Raw genomic sequence first — 17,580 nt, 5'->3', positions numbered from 1 at the left:
TTTTTTAATTAGTTAAATATGTCATCACAACTAAATACTTCATTGACTCTTACACCTTTATCCGTGTTTTGAACTGTAATGATTTCATTGTGTGCATCGTGCTCCAAAAATAAGTAATAATTGTTACTTGCTGCCAAATTGAGAAACTTTTCTTTCTCGTCTAAAGTCAAGAGCGGCCTAGTATCATACCCCATGACAAAAGGAAGAGGTAGATGACCTACAGTAGGTAACAAATCGGCCATAAAACAAATGGTTTTGTCTTGATAGTGAATCATAGGAATCATTTGCTTGTCTGTATGACCATTTGCAAAGAAAATGTCAAATCCCAATTCTGACGATTTTAGGATATCCTGCTCAGGAAGTGAGACATGTTTCAAATGTCCGCTTTCCTGCATAGGAAGAATATTTTCAGTCAAGAAAGAAGCTTTTTCTCTTCTATTAGGTTCTGTGGCCCATTTCCAATGATCTTGGTTGCTCCAAAAAGTAGCATTCTTAAAGGCTGGTTCGTAACCTGTTCGGTCTTTATTCCATTGAATACTCCCACCACAATGGTCAAAATGTAAGTGTGTCATAAAAACATCAGTAATATCATCTCGGTGAAATCCATGTTCTTTAAGAGCCTTATCAATAGAATCGTCTCCCCATAGGTAGTAGTAACCAAAAAATTTGTCTGATTGTTTGTCTCCCATTCCGGTATCAATCAAAATCAAGCGGTTTCCATCTTCAATAAGAAGGCATCGCGCTGCTATATCAATCATATTATTGCTATCTGAAGGATTGGTTCTGCTCCAAATGGATTTTGGAACAACCCCAAACATGGCACCGCCGTCTAATTTGAAGTTCCCGGCGTTAATTGGGTATAAATTCATAATGGTGTAAATTAATTCATCTGCAAATTACTAAAACATCCCCTATTTTTTAGTTTGAACAATAAGATATTAGCCCTATTTTAACATTACAAAAGAGTCATTACAGGGTGATGGTTTTTAAGGGAAGAAAAAAACATTTATTTTTATAGAAAAGGATTCTTATGAAACCATCAGTTAAAAACCCGTTGAAGATAAAAGAGATGAAACTGCTTAGGTTTGGAAGGGATTTTAAACCGGATGAGCAGATTATCCTGAGAGATTATTTGGCCATTGAGCGCACTAGATTGGCAAACGAACGTACCTTGCTTTCCTACATAAGGTCCTCACTTTATCTTTTACTTGCTGCTATGGCATTCTTTCAACTTAAAAATTATGCCGATTTTAAATATGTGGCATTCATTTCCCTAGGGTTTAGTTTTATATTTTTTGTGATTGGAATTTATCGGTTTATACTTCTTAAAAAAAGTTTGAAGCGGTTGTATTATTTATCTCAAAGCAAACAAAAACAACATGATTCCTAATTGAGATTTAATTCTTATTACCTATGAACATAGATCTGATCATAACGTTTGCAATTATTATTGTTGGCGTTTTTTTGTTTGTTCGGGATTACTTTACCATAGACACCACGTCAATCCTTATTATGGCCATGTTTATTGTAGCGGGTGTTTTGACCCCTGAAGAGGGTTTTTCTGGATTTAATCATCCTGCAACTTTAACTTTGGGATGTATTTTTGTGTTAAGTGCTGGAATCTTTAAATCGGGAATCTTAGATAATTTAAGTTACAGTATTATCCGAATTGCCAAGGTAAATTATGTCATGGCGCTTATCATTTTCTGTTTGATATCAGGAGTGTTTTCTGCTTTTATAAATGATACGGCGGTAGTTGCTCTGTTATTGCCCATTGCCCTTACTGTTTGTAAAGAAGCGAATATCAAACCTAGCCGATTGCTTATGCCTATTTCCTTTGCAGCTTTGTTTGGAGGCACTTGTACACTGATAGGCACATCTACTAATATTTTGGTGAGCAGTTATTCAAAAAAATATGGAGTAGAAGCTTTTGGAATGTTTGAGTTCAGTCTGGCAGCATTGTGCTTAATGGCCATTGGCTTTACTTATTTGTTTGTTTTCAGTCCACTTTTACTTCCGAAGAAAAGAGAAGTGGAAGAAGATTTTACCATCAATGCCGAAAATTATATCACGGAATTGATTATAAGCGACGAATGTAAAGATGTTGGGAAGTCCATTGCAAATTCAGACTTGGTTAAAGAATACAATATCAATATTCTATCTATTTTGAGAGGCGGCATTTTAATTCATGAGTTTTCGTCAGAGACCAAAATATTTAAAGGTGATACACTAAAAGTTATTGCGATTCCAAAAACCTTAAACCGATTATTGGATGTTGATGGTATCAAGATAAGTGGCGCTCAATTGGTTACCAGTGGAAATGAAGATTCTCAAGGCTATCATATTTATGAGGTAATTATACCTTTTGGTTCTGACTTAATGGGCAACTCCCTAAAAGAACTTCATTTTAGAAGACGTTTTAATTGCTCGGTAATTGCTATTAGGCAAAGGGGAGAGGTAATGTATGATAAACTATCTTTAGTTAATCTTAAAGAGGGGGATATGCTTTTGATTATAGGAAAGGAAGAGGATATTAAACAACTAGAGGTTAAGAACAGAATTGTTAGACTTACAGAACATGAAAAAAAACGAGTAGACTTAAAGAAGGCCATTCCAGCGATTATTATTGGTGTTTTGGTAGTCTTGACAGCCGCATTGAATATAACGACCATTTTAATAAGTGGAATGGTTGGTGCCTTATTGATGATTCTTTTGGGTATTTTAAAACCTAAAGAGGCCTATCAAGCAGTGGAGTGGAAGGTCATATTTATGGTAGCAGGTGTGCTTTCTATGGGAACAGCTTTGGAGAAAACAGGTGGTGCCCAATTGATTGCTGATGGCATTCAAGCCAGTTTGGGACAATATAATGCCCATGTCACATTGAGCGTTTTGTATTTGGTCACTTTTTTATCAACCAATTTAATTTCCAGTAAGGCCACTGCTGCTTTAATGACTCCTGTTGTGATAAGTTTGGCTGCCTTAATGGGTGTTAGTGAACGCCCCTTTTTGGTTGCAGTTATGTTTGCCTGTTCTTTGACATTTATGACGCCTATGAGTTATCCTACCAATACCATGGTGTATGCTCCGGGAAATTATAAGTTCTCAGATTTTTTAAAGGTTGGAACGCCTTTAAACATCATTATTTGGTTAGCAGCCTCCTTTATAATTCCGTATTTCTTTCCGTTTGCGAAGTAGTATGAGTTTTGGTTTCAATGACTTCTTTGAGTCGTTTTCCAAAATCCAAAAGGATTTTCATTTCCTTAATTGTCGCTAGTCGTTCCTTATTGAAGATTAAAAGGTGAGCTCCGTCGGCCTGCACATGATAATAATTATTGCTTTCAAAGAACTGAATAAGGTCCTTACCAAAGAAGTTCGTAATTCCTTCTTCATCGTCGCCTTTTAAATAAAACCTCTTTGAAAAATCAGGATAATCTTTGAGGTCAATATCCTTGAGACCCGCTAAGGAATAAACCCGCTCCAAGAATCCTTCCTTGTCAAGTGTAAATGAAGGTATTTCATCATTTAGGCTAATATGCAGCATGGTGCTTCTAATCACTTCCTTGGCAATTAGTTCGCCTTCAAAATATTCTACATCAAATAAATTCAGTGAATTATTCTCGTTGGATAGTCTATTGTAGATATAATTAACTTGTTTGGTATTGAAATAATGAAAGTCATATAAAAAGGAAATTTCTCTGTTTTTTTCAGCATGGTATTCCAAACCAAATCGATCAGAGGTTTGAATAAGGTCTCTTTGCCTTTTGGTAAGATTGCTACCAATGAGTCCGGAATCGGTCAATAGACGTCTTAATGCAAAAGGATGCTTGGATTCGGCATCATGCATATCCAGACCAATAATTTCAAAATTACCTCCTTTTTTTGCGAAAAGCTCTTGATAACTACTGATGTTGTCCATTACAGTATGATCTACAAATTCACACATAGAAAAGTCCAACACCACATCACAGTCCTCTGGAATGGCATCTAATTTGTCTTTAAGCTTGTAATAATTTAAAAAGCTACAGAAGTGTTTAACGCTAACAAAAAAACTACCATTTCCTGATTCCTCTTTGTACATTAAAACATTAGGTTTAATAAGGTTTCTTGTAAAAAGACTGAGGTTTTTATTAATTACTATATGAATGATCAGGGTCATGGCCACCCCACTTAAAATTCCAGATATAAGACCAACCTTTAAGGTGATAATCAAAGTCACAAAAAAAATGATGAACTGTTCTTTACCTATTGAAAATACTTTTTTAATAGTGTCTGGAGAGGCCAACTTATAGCCTGTAAACACCAAAATAGCCATTAAGGCTGGTAGTGGAATTCGTGCCATTTCAGAACTAAAAAGAACAATAAACAATAGCATAAACAAGGCATGGAAGAAGTTGGAAGATCTATTTGAACCTCCGTTATTTACATTTACTGAACTTCGAGCAATAACAGTCACTACATTCAAGCCTCCTAGAAAACCACTTCCTACGGTAGCCAATCCCAATGCTTTTAAGTCTTTGTTGACATTAGATCGTCTTTTCTTAGGATCTAATTTATCCACAGCCTTAATGCTCAATAAAGATTCGATGCTGGCAATTAAAGTTAAGGATACCACACTATCCCAAAAGTCGAGGGTAGCCCATTGTGAAAAATCTATTTTTGGAATCTTAGTGATAATCTCATCGATATGTGGGATTCCCGAAATCATATAGTTTTTATCAATAGGATTATTTTCATGAAGAACTAGTTCAAAATAATAACTCAATCCAATGGATAGTAATACAATCCACATGGGAGCGGGTACCAATTGAAAGTATTTGTTTCTAATCTTAGGATAAAAGAACATGATAAACAAACTAACTGTTCCAACAATGGCCGCAAAAATGAGACCTTTACTGTCATAATGAATGGCGTCATTGATAGTAAATGGAATCTCAATCAAATAATCCATGGTGTCTTCACGCTTAATTTTGTGGGCTAACATGATATGAAATTGTTTGCCTAAAATGATAAGACCAATGGCCGCCAACATGCCTTGTATGGCGGACGAAGGGAAAAAATTAGCTAATTTTCCTAACCTTAAAAAACCTAAGATCATCAATAACACCCCTGAAAAAATGATTGCCGCATAAGCACCTTCAATACCTAGGGTTGTTATGGCAACCAAAAGGACGCCTACCAACCCATTCCCAGGACCAGTAATCGTAATGTGACTTCCCCCAAAAAATGAAACTAGTAAACCACCTACTATAGCTGTTATAACCCCTGCTATTGGAGGGGCTTCACTAGCCATTGCCAATCCCAGACCAAGAGGCAACGCAATAAGACTTACCACAAACCCAGAGAAAATATTTTTGGGTAGGTCACCGATGAATTCCTTTATAAGTACTTTTCTGGGTGTCATCTTATTATCAAAACATCTGTTGGTAGCTCAGTTAGGATATGCTCAATATCATGCGGGAATAAACGATCCAAAAATGTAAGTTTGTCTGGGGCGTTGGTAACCAATAGATCGGCTCTAACGACTTCTGCATAATGCCCAATAGAATAACCTCGCCTTCCAAAAATGGGTTGAGTTTTAATTTTTATGTTCTTTTTGAATTCTTCAGGAGTTTCCTCTAGTATTTTTATGACTCTAGATTTTTCACGGATACTGATGCGTTCTTTGACAATATTGGCTCTTCGAAGGGAGCGATCGTCATTAACATTGACGGCAACTTCCTGTTGGGTGATTTCCTCAACAACGGTAACCTTTGAAGCTCCTAATTTAGAGCCAACAAAAAATCCATAAGAGATGGTTTTCGTAGCTTTTTCATCTTTAAGGCCATTGATGACTACATGTTGACACGGTACGCGTTCAACAGAAGGTTTGATTAACAATAATACCGAACAACTGGCATTTCTTGTAATTTTTCTTGCGATGGATCCCACATAGTATTTCAAAATATTTTCTCGCTTTAAAGCTCCTAGAATAATTAGGTCTAAGCGTTTTTCTTGAATAACGTTTAGAATCACTTCGGCGGGATCACCTACTTTAAAAACGATTTCAAAGTCCAGATTCTTTTCAATGAAAGGAGACAGTATTTTTTGAATATCCTTTTCCTTTCGGTGTGAATGGATACCTACATGAATAAGCACCAATTTTGATTTAAAGAACAAAGCTAATCGGCTAGCCTCATAAAGGTTAGCTTTCAGGGTGGGTGAAAATGCAATACCAATACCTATGGTATTAAAGTAATTCAAGGTTGTAAGGTTGTTAATGTTGCGTTAGAAAGATACTATTTTTAGAGGATTTACCCTAGTTTTCCTTCCGAGATATCCATTTTTGTGGTATAATTACAATATCAAAATTAAAGTATGTTAGAATTAGCAGGAATCATTATTTTGGGTATACTGGCACAATGGGTTGCTTGGAGATTTAAAATTCCAGCAATCCTTCCTTTGATTTTAATAGGATTGTTTGTGGGTCCTATCGCATCTGAGTTCATAACTTCTGATGGCCGTAAGTGGATAGAACCTGTTTGGAATGGGAAAAATGGACTTTTCCCAGGGGAAGGACTTTATTACTTTCTTTCACTTGCTATTAGTATTATTCTTTTTGAAGGTGGTCTCACCTTAAAGCGAAGTGAGATTAGAAATGTTGGGCCAGTCATCACAAAATTGATTACTGTAGGAGCATTTATAACGTTTATCGGTTCAGGTATAACGGCTCATTATCTTTTTGGACTAGACTGGCGTTTGGCTTTTTTGTTTGCTGCTTTGATTATAGTAACAGGTCCTACTGTGATTACGCCAATTTTAAGAAATATTCCTCTAAAAAAGGATGTCTCTACGGTCCTAAAATGGGAAGGAATTCTTATTGATCCTCTGGGGGCATTGGCTGCGGTTTTGGTTTTTGAATTTATAAGTGTTGAAGGAGATTCTGGATTTACCAAAACGGCCTTAATTGAGTTTTTCAAAATCATTTTATTTGGAGTCACGTTCGGTTTCACCTTTGCTCATGCATTGGCATTTGCCATTAATAAGAAGTTGATTCCTCATTACTTATTAAATGTAGTTTCCCTTTCCGTAGTGCTTTTGGTTTATGTGGAATCTGAAATTTTCGCTCACGAATCAGGTTTATTGGCGGTAGTGGTTATGGGACTAGTTTTAGGGAACAGCAAATTGGAAAATATAAAGGAGTTATTGTACTTTAAGGAGTCCTTAAGTGTCTTGCTGATTTCCATTCTTTTTATTCTACTGGCGGCGAATATTAACATGGAAGATTTGTACCTGATTTATAATTGGAATACGGTCTTTTTATTCTTGATTGTCGTTTTGATTATTAGGCCTTTATCTGTTTTTGCAAGTACATTTGGTTCCCCACTCAAGACCAAAGAAAAGGTTTTTATAAGTTGGGTTGGACCAAGAGGTATTGTTGCTGCTGGTATTGCCTCTTTATTTGGAAGTAAATTATTAAAACAAGGGGTAGCAGGAGCCGAATACATCACCCCGCTTGTGTTTACCATTGTATTGGGCACGGTTTTACTCAACGCAACAACCGCTCGTTATTTTGCAAAATGGGTGGGTGTATTTTTGAAAAAGTCTGAAGGAATATTGATTGTGGGAGCCTCTAGGGTGGCTAGATTAATAGGTCATTATTTGGTTAACAATGGTCGTCATGTGGTGTTGATTGATAGCAATATGAACAACATTGCGAAGGCAAAGGAACTTGGGTTGGAAGCCATTCATACCAATATTTATTCGGATACACTTTCTGATAACATCGAGTTGAATGATGTAGGATATTTAATGGCATTGACAGCTAACTCAGAAATCAACAAATATGCAATTAATAAGTACGGCGCCCAGTTTGGTGAAAACGGTTCCTTTAGATTGATTTCACAAAAGGAAATGGCTGATGATAAAAACAACCCAAGAGAGGGCTTATTTTCACATACCGATGATTATGTAAGCTTAAGTAATGTGACCAGTAATTATCCTTCTGTCAATGAAATTGATTTAGAAAATTTTGAGCATTTTAAACGGTTAATAGATATTTCAATTTCCAACAAAAATATTATCCCGCTTTTCATCAAAGATCCTAATGGAGAATATGAAATCATACCATCCCATAGTAATGAGATAGAAGCGATAGAAAGTGGCTCCCAACTTGTATATTTGGGAAAACCATTTGATGTTGAAAAAGTCTAGTCGTTAAGCTTTAAAACGGCCATGAAGGCTTGTTGAGGAATTTCTACATTCCCAACTTGACGCATACGTTTTTTACCTTTTTTCTGTTTTTCCAATAGTTTACGCTTTCTAGAAATATCCCCTCCGTAGCACTTGGCGGTAACATCTTTTCTTAAGGCCTTTATGGTTTCCCTAGAAATAATCTTAGCGCCAATAGCTGCTTGAATAGGAATGTCAAACTGTTGGCGTGGGATCAATTCCTTGAGCTTTTCACACATTCTTTTACCAATGTTATAAGCATTGTCTGCGTGAATTAAAGCTGAAAGGGCATCTACCTGTTGCGCATTCAATAAAATATCTACACGCACCAATTTTGAAGCTCTCATACCTATAGGAGCATAATCAAAAGAGGCGTAACCTTTGGAAACCGTTTTTAAGCGATCATAAAAATCAAATACAATCTCTGCCAAAGGCATATCGAAAGAAAGCTCGACACGCTCTGGTGTTAAATAAGTTTGATTTTTAATCTGTCCACGTTTTTCAATACACAAACTCATTACAGGGCCAACAAAATCAGCTTTAGTGATGATGGTTGCTTTGATAAAAGGTTCTTCAACACGATTTAAAGTAGATGGCTCAGGTAAATCGGTTGGGTTATTAACGATGATGACATCGTCTGGGTTTTTATTTGTAAATGCATGATAACTAACGTTTGGTACCGTAGTGATCACAGTCATGTCAAATTCACGTTCTAAACGTTCTTGGATGATTTCCAAGTGAAGCATTCCTAAGAATCCACAACGGAAACCAAATCCTAAGGCAGCTGAACTTTCTGGTTGAAATACCAAAGAAGCATCATTCAGCTGGAGTTTTTCCATGGATGCTCTTAAGTCTTCATAATCTTCGGTATCTACAGGATAGATTCCAGCGAAAACCATCGGCTTGACATCCTCAAAACCACTAATAGCATTTTTAGTTGGCTCTTTTGAATCTGTAATGGTATCACCTACCTTGACTTCCTTTGCCTCTTTTATTCCAGTGATTAAATATCCCACATCACCAGCTTTAATCTCATTTTTTGGATGTTGGGTAAGCTTTAAAGTCCCTACTTCATCCGCATAATACGATTTGCCGGTTGCAATAAATTTAATCTGTTGATTCTTTTTAATAGAACCATTAATGACTCTAAAATAGGTTTCAACTCCTCTAAAAGGATTATAAACCGAATCAAAAATCAAAGCTTGTAAAGGTTCATCTGGATTTCCCTTAGGTGCTGGAATCCTATCAATGATTGCCGTTAAAATTTCTTGAATCCCAATACCTGTTTTGGCACTGGCAGGAATTACTTCGCTAGGATCACAGCCCAATAAATCAACGATATCATCAGTAACTTCTTCAGGATTGGCGCTTGGTAAGTCCACTTTATTTAGGACAGGAATGATTTCCAAGTCGTTTTCTAAAGCCAAATACAAATTAGAAATAGTCTGTGCTTGTATACTCTGTGCGGCATCTACCACCAATAGAGCGCCTTCACAGGCGGCAATGGAACGGGAGACTTCATAACTGAAATCAACATGACCCGGAGTGTCAATTAAATTGAGAACATAATGCTCCCCTTCGTGGACGTAGTCCATTTGGATGGCATGGGACTTAATGGTTATTCCTCTTTCGCGTTCCAAATCCATACTATCCAACAATTGATCTTGCTTTTCTCTTTCTGTCACAGACCCGGTAAAATCCAATAATCGGTCGGCCAGGGTACTTTTCCCATGATCAATGTGTGCGATAATACAAAAGTTTCTTATGTTCTTCATGTATAACCTTAGGCTTAAATATTTTGCAAATATAGTTGTTTTCTTATGTTTTGAGTTTCAATTACGGAAAATCCGTAAACAATTTTTTAAAAGAATTTATATATTGCAGGTCTAATCGATTATATGAAAATTAACGTTTTCGCCTTTTTTTTAATAGCAATTCTGTCGCCCCTGCAACATTTTTCTCAAGAATTAACAATTTCAGGAGTCGTTAACGATGCAAACTTTGAGCCGTTTTCATACGCCAATGTTATCTTGTATACGGTTGATCAGCCAAAGATTATTGCGGGCACTTCAACAGATGACTTTGGAGGCTTTACCTTAGGTAATCTCCCAGCAGGCAATTATTTGCTGGAGATAACCTTTGTGGGTTATAAAGATTACACCAAAGAAATCCAAGTGGTACAAGATATGGATTTAGGCATTATTACTTTGGAAGAAAGTGCCGAAGCTTTAAATGAAGTCAGTATCATTGTCAATAAACCCACTATAAAAAAAGAAGCGGACAGGTTGGTTTTCAATATTGAAAATACAGCTATTTCAGAAGGAAATATGATGCAGGCTGTGAAAAGTACTCCTGGCGTTTTAGTTATGGATGGAACCATTCAAGTTAAAAGTTCTCAGCCCACGGTTTATATCAACAACAGAAAAGTAGAATTAACTTCGGATGAGTTGATGCAGCTTCTTGAAGGAACTCCTGCAGACGCTATAAAATCTATTGAGGTTATTACCAACCCGCCGGCCAGCTATGATGCTTCAAGTGGTGTGGTTTTAAATATCATTATGACCAAAAACTTGGCTACAGGTTTTAATGGTTCTGTTTACGGAAATTATACACAAGGGGTTTATCCCAGATACCAAGGTGGAGCTAATGCCTATTTTAAAACGGCTAAGGTCAATTTTTTTGCCAATTACAGTTATAACCATGACAAAATAAATAGACGAAATGACGATGGTGTTAATTATTTAAATGACAACAACGAGGTTTATGAAACTTGGAAATCTGATGTTGATCGTAATGGTTTAACCAAAGCGCACAATGCCAGTTTTAATTTTGATTATTATATCGATGATTACAACACATTGAGTTTATCATCCAATTTATTGATGACACCTTCAATAAACACCAAAATCACAAATAATACTCAGGTGTTTGATGCCAATGAAATTTTTCAATCTAGTTTTTTAACAGAAAACCAAACCAATGATGACAAATATAATGTAGGTGTAGATTTGGGTTTTGTGCATTCGTTTAAAGAGAATGGCGGTAAATTAGCTTTCAATAGCCATGTTACCTTCTATGACTTCCAAAGGAATCAGGATACAGATAACTTCTATTTTGATTCAGATAATAACTTTGTTGCTCCAACGGCCTTTGAAACGGAATCCAATCAACAGACCAATATTATCACTTCGCAACTGGATTATAAAAAACCTTTGGGCGCCACTGCAGAATTTGAAATTGGGGTTAAATTCTCTAAGGTGAAAACAGAGAGTGACATAACCAGATTTGATTTTGATTTCACAAATGAAGAGCCCATTTTTAATGAAAATTACTCCAATGCTTTTGATTATGAAGAACTTGTTTATGCGGCTTATTCCAATTTTAACAAGGAATGGGAAAAGTTCAGCATTAATGCAGGTTTGCGCATGGAGCAAACCAATATCGAAGGGTTGTCTGTAACGACCAATCAAACCAATTCCCAAGATTACCTGGAGTGGTTTCCATCCTTAAGTTTAAAATATCAATCGGAAGGCAATTTTAATTTATATGCTAATTATAAAAGAAGCATACAACGTCCTGACTTTAAGGATTTGAATCCTTTTACCTTGTTTTTAAATGATTATATATTGGTAGTTGGGAATCCGTCACTGCAGCCTATTTTTACAGATCATATGGTTTTGGGAACTACCTTAACCTCCTTTTTTATGGTTGAGGCTTACTACAAGAATATGGAAGGGAACTTTTATGAAATACCCATTCAAGACAATATCAACAATACAATCACATATACGCCTGTAAATTTTGATAATACCACAGAGTATGGCTTGGATCTTATCTCTTATTTTAATCTAACTGATAACTGGTTTATCTATGCGGTCACTTCCTTTTACAGAATTGAGGATAATGTAAGCTTTTCCATGGGCTTTCAAACATTAAACCAGTGGTCTAACTATAGTATTTTAAGCAATAGTTGGTCATTTTTGAGTGATAGAAGTTTAAAAGCCGACTTAGCTCTTACCTATGGTTCTAAAAACCTACAAGGTTTAATGCTTTCTGAAAGCAGGTTGATGTCTGACTTAACCATCTCAAAAACTTTCTTGAATAAAAAGTTAGTGGTTACATTAACAGCCAGTGATCTCTTTAATATGTCAGATTTTGAAACTTCTACGAGATATGCTAACCAATATAGTTATTACAATACCAATTTGGATAACCGTTGGGTAAAATTAGGGTTGCGTTATAAATTTGGAAATACCAAATTGGAAACCAATCAAAGACAATCTGAGGTCAAGGAAACCGAACGTATTAACGAACGTGATTAATCCACCCAGTCAGCTATAAATAAATTGGTGTCATGACCACCACCGTTGTTACGGTTGGATGAAAAGATCAACTTTTTACCATCATTTGAAAAAACAGGGAAGGCATCAAATGTAGTGCTATGTGTCACACGCTCTAAATTTTTGCCATCTAGATCAATCATGTATAAATTGAAAGGGAATCCTTTTTCTGCTTCAAAATTGGAAGAAAACAAAATTTTCTTTCCCGATGGATGAAAAAACGGACTCCAGTTGGCATTACCTAAATTGGTCAATTGTCTTAGTTCGCTTCCATCAGCATTGCAAATATACAGTTCCATTTCTGTTGGCTGCACAAGACCTTCAGCTAGTAGGCTCTTATATTCTTGAATCTCTTCTTCTGTTTTTGGTCGTGATGAACGGAAAATGATCTTTGTTCCGTCAGGAGAGAAAAAGGCGCCTCCATCATAACCCAACTGATCAGTTATTTGGGTAACTTCAGAACCATCGATATTCATGGTATAAAGTTCCAAATCTCCACTTCTGGTAGAGGTGAACACAATTTTATCACCCTTAGGCGAAACCGTAGCTTCTGCATCATACCCTTTTTCATTAGTCAATTGGTTTACGATGTTGCCTTCTAGGTCTGCTACAAAAATGTCATAAGTATCATAAATTGGCCACACATATCTACCGTTCAAGCGTAATGGAGTTTCGGGGCATTCTTCGCCGCCAAGATGGGTGGAGGCATATACAATATGTTGATTGTCTGGGAGAAAATAGGCACAAGTGGTTCTCCCTTTTCCTGTACTAATCATAGGTGGAATACTATCCTTAAAAGTATCTCCTGCATTCATTAAAAACATTTGATCACAATTGACGCCCCAGTTTTTGTTGTTGGATTGAAAAATGAGTTGTTTATCATCAAAACTCCAATAGGCCTCTGCGTTATCACCTCCAAAAGTGATTTGTTTTAGTGATTTAAAATGAGTTTCTTCCGGGTAAATAAGAGTGTCAACCCATTTGGTTGCTCCAGTTGTAACATCCTCAGATTGTTTTTTGTCTGATTTACATGAAAGGACAACTGTAAAAAGTATCGATAGAAGGGTTAGCTTTGATTTCATATAGTTAGGCTTACAAATGTGGTGATTATTACCTATTTTTGCGCAAAAATATAAATTTAGCATGAAACATATAACGCTACTGGTTCTTTTTGTAACGCTATGGGGTTGCAAAAAGGAATACTCCTATACAAATGAGATTAAGGAAGATGTGGTTTTTCTTTCTGATGACAAATTGGAAGGACGTGAAACAGGAACGCAGGGTGAGCAGGAAGCGGCCAATTATATTGTAAAGAGGTTTAAAGAAATGGGATTGGTTCCCAAAGGAACTGAAAACTATTTTCAACCCTTTAGTTTCAAACCAAAAACCAATCCACATGAGGAAGTTAAATTTGTAACGATGGAGGCTGATGGGACTATTACAGGTACAAATGTACTTGGATATATAGATAATCAAGCAGAACAAACAGTTATTATTGGTGCCCACTATGACCATTTAGGGTTTGGTAGCGAAGGCTCTTTATATCGTGGTGAAGAGAAGCAAATTCACAATGGGGCTGATGATAATGCTAGCGGAGTAGCAGTGATGTTGGATTTAGCAGGGAAACTGCAAAAGGCCAACACCTCAAACAACTATTTATTCATGGCTTTTTCTGGAGAAGAAATGGGTTTGTTAGGGTCTAATTATTTTGCTAAAAATTCTACCATAGATTTAGAACATGTCAATTACATGATCAATATGGATATGGTAGGAAGATTAAAGCAAGATAGTACTTTGGCTGTTTATGGAGTAGGAACCTCGCCAAGATTTAAGCAGGTTCTTTCGGCTACCAATAAAAGCTTTAAAATCATAGAAAACGAATCCGGGATTGGACCTTCAGACCATACTTCTTTTTATCTTCAAGATATTCCAGTTTTACATTTTTTTACTGGGCAACATGAAGATTATCACAAACCAAGTGATGATTTTGATAAATTGAATTATGACGGAATGAATTTGGTTTCCAACTATATTTTTGATGTAATTTCTGAATTGGACAGTCAAGGAAAAATGGCATTTAGAAAAACCAAAAATGAGAGTGAGGAAACACCAAGATTTAAAGTAGGAATGGGTGTCATTCCAGATTACTTGTTTGATGGGAAAGGGATGCGAATAGATGGTGTAAGTGAAGGAAAACCTGCTAAAAGGGCCGGTTTAGAAAAGGGTGATATCGTCATTAAAATGGGTGATAGCACTATTGTTGATATGATGAGTTATATGAGGGCATTGGCCGCCTTCAAGCAAGGAGATACCACTAAGGTAGTTGTGACAAGAAATGGCACGGAAGTAGAAAAGGAATTGATATTTTAATGGCAAAGATTGGAGACATAGATTTAGGAGCCTTCCCTTTATTGTTGGCACCAATGGAGGATGTGAGTGATCCACCATTCCGCGCATTGTGTAAGGAGCAAGGTGCCGATGTGGTGTACACTGAGTTTATTTCAAGTGAGGGCTTGATTCGAGATGCTGCGAAAAGTGTCATGAAATTAGATATTTATGAAAAAGAGCGTCCTGTGGGGATTCAAATATTTGGAGCCAACTTGGATAGCATGTTGCAAACCGTAGACATAGTTGAAAAATCGAAACCGGATTTTATTGACATCAATTTTGGTTGTCCCGTTAAAAAGGTGGTTAGTAAAGGAGCTGGGGCAGGCATATTAAAAGATGTTTGTCTTATGGAATCTTTAACTGCTGAGATGGTTAAACGCACCAATCTTCCTATAACTGTAAAAACGAGATTGGGTTGGGATCACGATTCCATTAAAATAGTTGAGGTTGCTGAACGACTTCAGGATGTGGGTATTCAAGCCATCGCTATTCATGGTAGGACGAGAGCTCAAATGTATAAAGGAAACGCAGATTGGAGACCTATTGCGGCAGTAAAGAATAATCCAAGAATGCATATTCCGGTTTTTGGTAATGGCGATGTGGATACTCCCGAAAGAGCCGTGGAGATGCGAGATTCTTATGGTTTGGATGGTGCCATGATAGGTCGCGCCACCATAGGGAATCCTTGGTTTTTTAAACAAGTCAAACACTATTTCAATACAGGTGAATATTTGCCTGCGATTTCTTTGGAAGATCGGGTTCATGCCGCCAAAAGGCATTTACAGATGGCTATCGATTGGAAAGGTGAAAAACTGGGTGTTTTTGAGACCCGAAGACATTATACCAATTATTTTAAGGGGATTCCCAACTTTAAAGACTATCGAACTCGGATGGTTACTAGTGATGAATCTAAAGATGTCTTTGAGACATTAGATGAGGTGCTTGAAAAATTTAAGCATTTTGATTTTGCTTCTTAAACAGCAGCTTCAATAAGTGATTTTGAAATTCTTCCAGAGGCTATTTTGGAGGCAATAATACCTAAAATAGAAATGGTAATTAGAACCACCAGTACATTTATACTTTTTAGTGTTACTGGGTAGGCTAAGTTATTGGTTAACATGACCAGAGAAAAGGCTTTTTGCAGGATTACCAAAATGACACCCAGTATCAAGCCGATAACTCCTCCCACAATAGACATTAGACTGCCTTGAAAGAAAAACACTCTCCGAATATCTTTTACCTGTGCTCCCAAGTTGAAAAGTGTTTTTAAATTTTTCTTTTTGTCAAGAATCATCATAGTAATAGATCCAATAACATTGAAAAGGGCAATGATAAGCACCAAGGTGAAAATAAGGTAAACTACAAGATTTTCGGTGTTCAACATTTTATATAGGGCATCATTTAATTGAGCTTTATTTTTTACAACTACTTTATTACCCAAAATTTCCTTTAGTTCATTCCTAGCATCATCTTCAGAGGTGTTGGGTTTTAGTTTAAATTCTATAGCCGAAATTTGAAGATCTTCATATCCCAAAAGAGCTTGAGCCATATCTATGGGGGCAAAAATATATTTATTGTTAAGCTCTTCACTAACGTCAAAAATACCCACATTTACAGCATCAAAACTGTTATAGGCTTGTTTTAGAGAGGTGATTTGTCCTTTTCCCGGCTTTGGGACATATAAATTGACTTGTTTGCCATAATCAACAATTCCAAAGGACAAGGAACTTGAAATACCTAATCCCGAAACAATTTGGTTGGATTTTTGGGCAAGCCAACTACCATAAAATATCACAGAATCTATTTTGTTTACCTGGTCATAATTCCCATCGACACCCTTAATAAAGGCATTGGGGTAGCTTTTTCCATCAAAAGTTACAAAAACCCGCTCCTCAATGATTTTTGAAAATTGGGCAATGCTTTTAGCGTTTTCCAATTGGGTCATTTCTTTCTGTGAAAGCGTAAAGGACTTTCCTGAAGTTGCTTCAGCTTTTAGGTCAGGATCAATGATGGAGGTGAATTCCAATGTAAAATCTTTGAGTCCTGAAAATCCAGACAATACTATAAACAAAGCTGCTGACCCTAAAATAACACCAATGGCAGCAATAATAGTGATAAAGTTAATCGCATTATTGGAGCTTTTAGAAATTAGGTACCGTTTGGCAATGTATAGGGAAAAATTCAATTAGGATTTTTTTCGTTTGTCTAATAGATTGGGATCCTTTATGGGGTTTTCTTCTCCTTTTAAGGAGCTCTCTATTTTGTCAATGTATTCCAAAGAATCATCAATAAAGAACTCAAGCTGAGGCATTCTTCTCAATTGATTTTTAGTTCTCTGTGCTAATTCATGCTTGATTAAGTGGGAATTGGATTTAATGCCTTCCAAAAGTTCTTTTCCCTTGTCATTAGGGAAAATGCTTAAATAGACTTTTGCAATCGATAAATCTACAGTTACTTTCACTTGAGTTACAGATATAATAATTCCCTTCATGCCACCTTGTGTAGCCGACCCTTGTAGTACTTCAACCAAATCTTTTTGTAGTACTGAGGCTATTTTTTTTTGTCTTTGACTTTCTTCCATATGGCAAAAATAACGGATATTTGATGATAATCTTATGATCGAGGTAACGATTAACTTCAATAA

Annotated in this window: 13 protein-coding genes; 6 read left to right on the top strand and 7 right to left on the bottom strand. The window is 36.4% G+C overall.

Annotated elements, in window-relative coordinates; all coding sequences use genetic code 11:
• Nucleotides 1–8: 8 nt before the first annotated feature.
• Complete coding sequence (locus LOK78_RS04115) at nt 9–869, bottom strand: MBL fold metallo-hydrolase (protein ID WP_166956869.1); 861 nt, start codon at nt 867–869, stop codon at nt 9–11.
• Nucleotides 870–1,030: 161 nt separating this feature from the next.
• Between LOK78_RS04115 and LOK78_RS04110 the strand changes: the two genes are divergently transcribed.
• Together LOK78_RS04110 and LOK78_RS04105 are read left to right on the top strand one after the other, a co-directional pair.
• A complete protein-coding gene (locus tag LOK78_RS04110) occupies nt 1,031–1,390 on the top strand; it encodes a DUF202 domain-containing protein (RefSeq protein WP_232633853.1) in 360 nt (119 codons plus the stop codon).
• A 23-nt stretch (nt 1,391–1,413) separates the two neighbouring features.
• The gene (locus LOK78_RS04105) at nt 1,414–3,195 is read left to right on the top strand and encodes a sodium:proton antiporter (RefSeq protein ID WP_232393685.1); all 1,782 of its coding nucleotides are present in this window, start codon (nt 1,414–1,416) and stop codon (nt 3,193–3,195) included.
• On the opposite strand, the gene LOK78_RS04100 is transcribed toward LOK78_RS04105, so the two are convergent.
• Both LOK78_RS04100 and LOK78_RS04095 read right to left on the bottom strand, forming a co-directional pair.
• A complete protein-coding gene (locus LOK78_RS04100) occupies nt 3,161–5,401 on the bottom strand; it encodes a SulP family inorganic anion transporter (RefSeq protein WP_232633851.1) in 2,241 nt (746 codons plus the stop codon). The two genes, LOK78_RS04105 and LOK78_RS04100, sit on opposite strands and share 35 nt — an antisense overlap.
• A complete protein-coding gene (locus tag LOK78_RS04095) occupies nt 5,398–6,240 on the bottom strand; it encodes a universal stress protein (RefSeq protein ID WP_232633849.1) in 843 nt (280 codons plus the stop codon). Before LOK78_RS04095 ends, LOK78_RS04100 begins: the two co-directional genes overlap by 4 nt.
• A gap of 114 nt (nt 6,241–6,354) precedes the next feature.
• On the opposite strand from LOK78_RS04095, the gene LOK78_RS04090 reads away from it, so the two are divergent.
• The gene (locus LOK78_RS04090; RefSeq protein ID WP_053970820.1) at nt 6,355–8,190 is read left to right on the top strand and encodes a cation:proton antiporter; all 1,836 of its coding nucleotides are present in this window, start codon (nt 6,355–6,357) and stop codon (nt 8,188–8,190) included.
• Here the strand turns inward: LOK78_RS04090 and lepA are convergent.
• Entirely contained in the window at nt 8,187–9,983 is a 1,797-nt protein-coding gene (gene lepA / locus LOK78_RS04085; protein WP_053970821.1) for a translation elongation factor 4, read from the bottom strand. The two genes, LOK78_RS04090 and lepA, sit on opposite strands and share 4 nt — an antisense overlap.
• Before the next feature lie 123 nt (nt 9,984–10,106).
• Between lepA and LOK78_RS04080 the strand changes: the two genes are divergently transcribed.
• Entirely contained in the window at nt 10,107–12,530 is a 2,424-nt protein-coding gene (locus LOK78_RS04080; RefSeq protein WP_232633847.1) for a TonB-dependent receptor, read from the top strand.
• On the opposite strand, the gene LOK78_RS04075 is transcribed toward LOK78_RS04080, so the two are convergent.
• Nucleotides 12,527–13,630 carry a TolB family protein gene (locus LOK78_RS04075; RefSeq protein ID WP_232633841.1) on the bottom strand — a complete coding sequence of 368 codons (1,104 nt, stop codon included), beginning with the start codon at nt 13,628–13,630 and terminating at the stop codon, nt 12,527–12,529. The genes LOK78_RS04080 and LOK78_RS04075 overlap by 4 nt on opposite strands.
• Nucleotides 13,631–13,691: 61 nt before the next feature.
• Between LOK78_RS04075 and LOK78_RS04070 the strand changes: the two genes are divergently transcribed.
• Nucleotides 13,692–14,918, top strand: a complete 1,227-nt coding sequence (locus LOK78_RS04070; RefSeq protein ID WP_232633839.1) for a M20/M25/M40 family metallo-hydrolase — start codon at nt 13,692–13,694, stop codon at nt 14,916–14,918.
• Nucleotides 14,918–15,913 carry a tRNA dihydrouridine synthase DusB gene (gene dusB / locus LOK78_RS04065; RefSeq protein WP_232393691.1) on the top strand — a complete coding sequence of 332 codons (996 nt, stop codon included), beginning with the start codon at nt 14,918–14,920 and terminating at the stop codon, nt 15,911–15,913. The genes LOK78_RS04070 and dusB overlap by 1 nt, the downstream gene beginning before the upstream one ends.
• Here dusB and LOK78_RS04060 read toward each other — a convergent pair.
• Together LOK78_RS04060 and rbfA are read right to left on the bottom strand one after the other, a co-directional pair.
• A complete protein-coding gene (locus LOK78_RS04060) occupies nt 15,910–17,121 on the bottom strand; it encodes an ABC transporter permease (RefSeq protein WP_232633837.1) in 1,212 nt (403 codons plus the stop codon). The genes dusB and LOK78_RS04060 overlap by 4 nt on opposite strands.
• Nucleotides 17,122–17,517 (bottom strand): 30S ribosome-binding factor RbfA, encoded by a 396-nt coding sequence (rbfA, locus tag LOK78_RS04055; RefSeq protein WP_166956881.1) that lies wholly within the window; start codon nt 17,515–17,517, stop codon nt 17,122–17,124. It abuts the gene before it with no gap.
• Between the last annotated feature and the right edge of the window lie 63 nt (nt 17,518–17,580).

Source organism: Mangrovimonas futianensis, from assembly GCF_021245805.1.
Lineage (GTDB): Bacteria > Bacteroidota > Bacteroidia > Flavobacteriales > Flavobacteriaceae > Mangrovimonas > Mangrovimonas futianensis.
The sequence above is the reverse complement of the archived record's forward strand: the minus strand, read 5'-3'. Positions and strand labels throughout refer to the sequence as shown.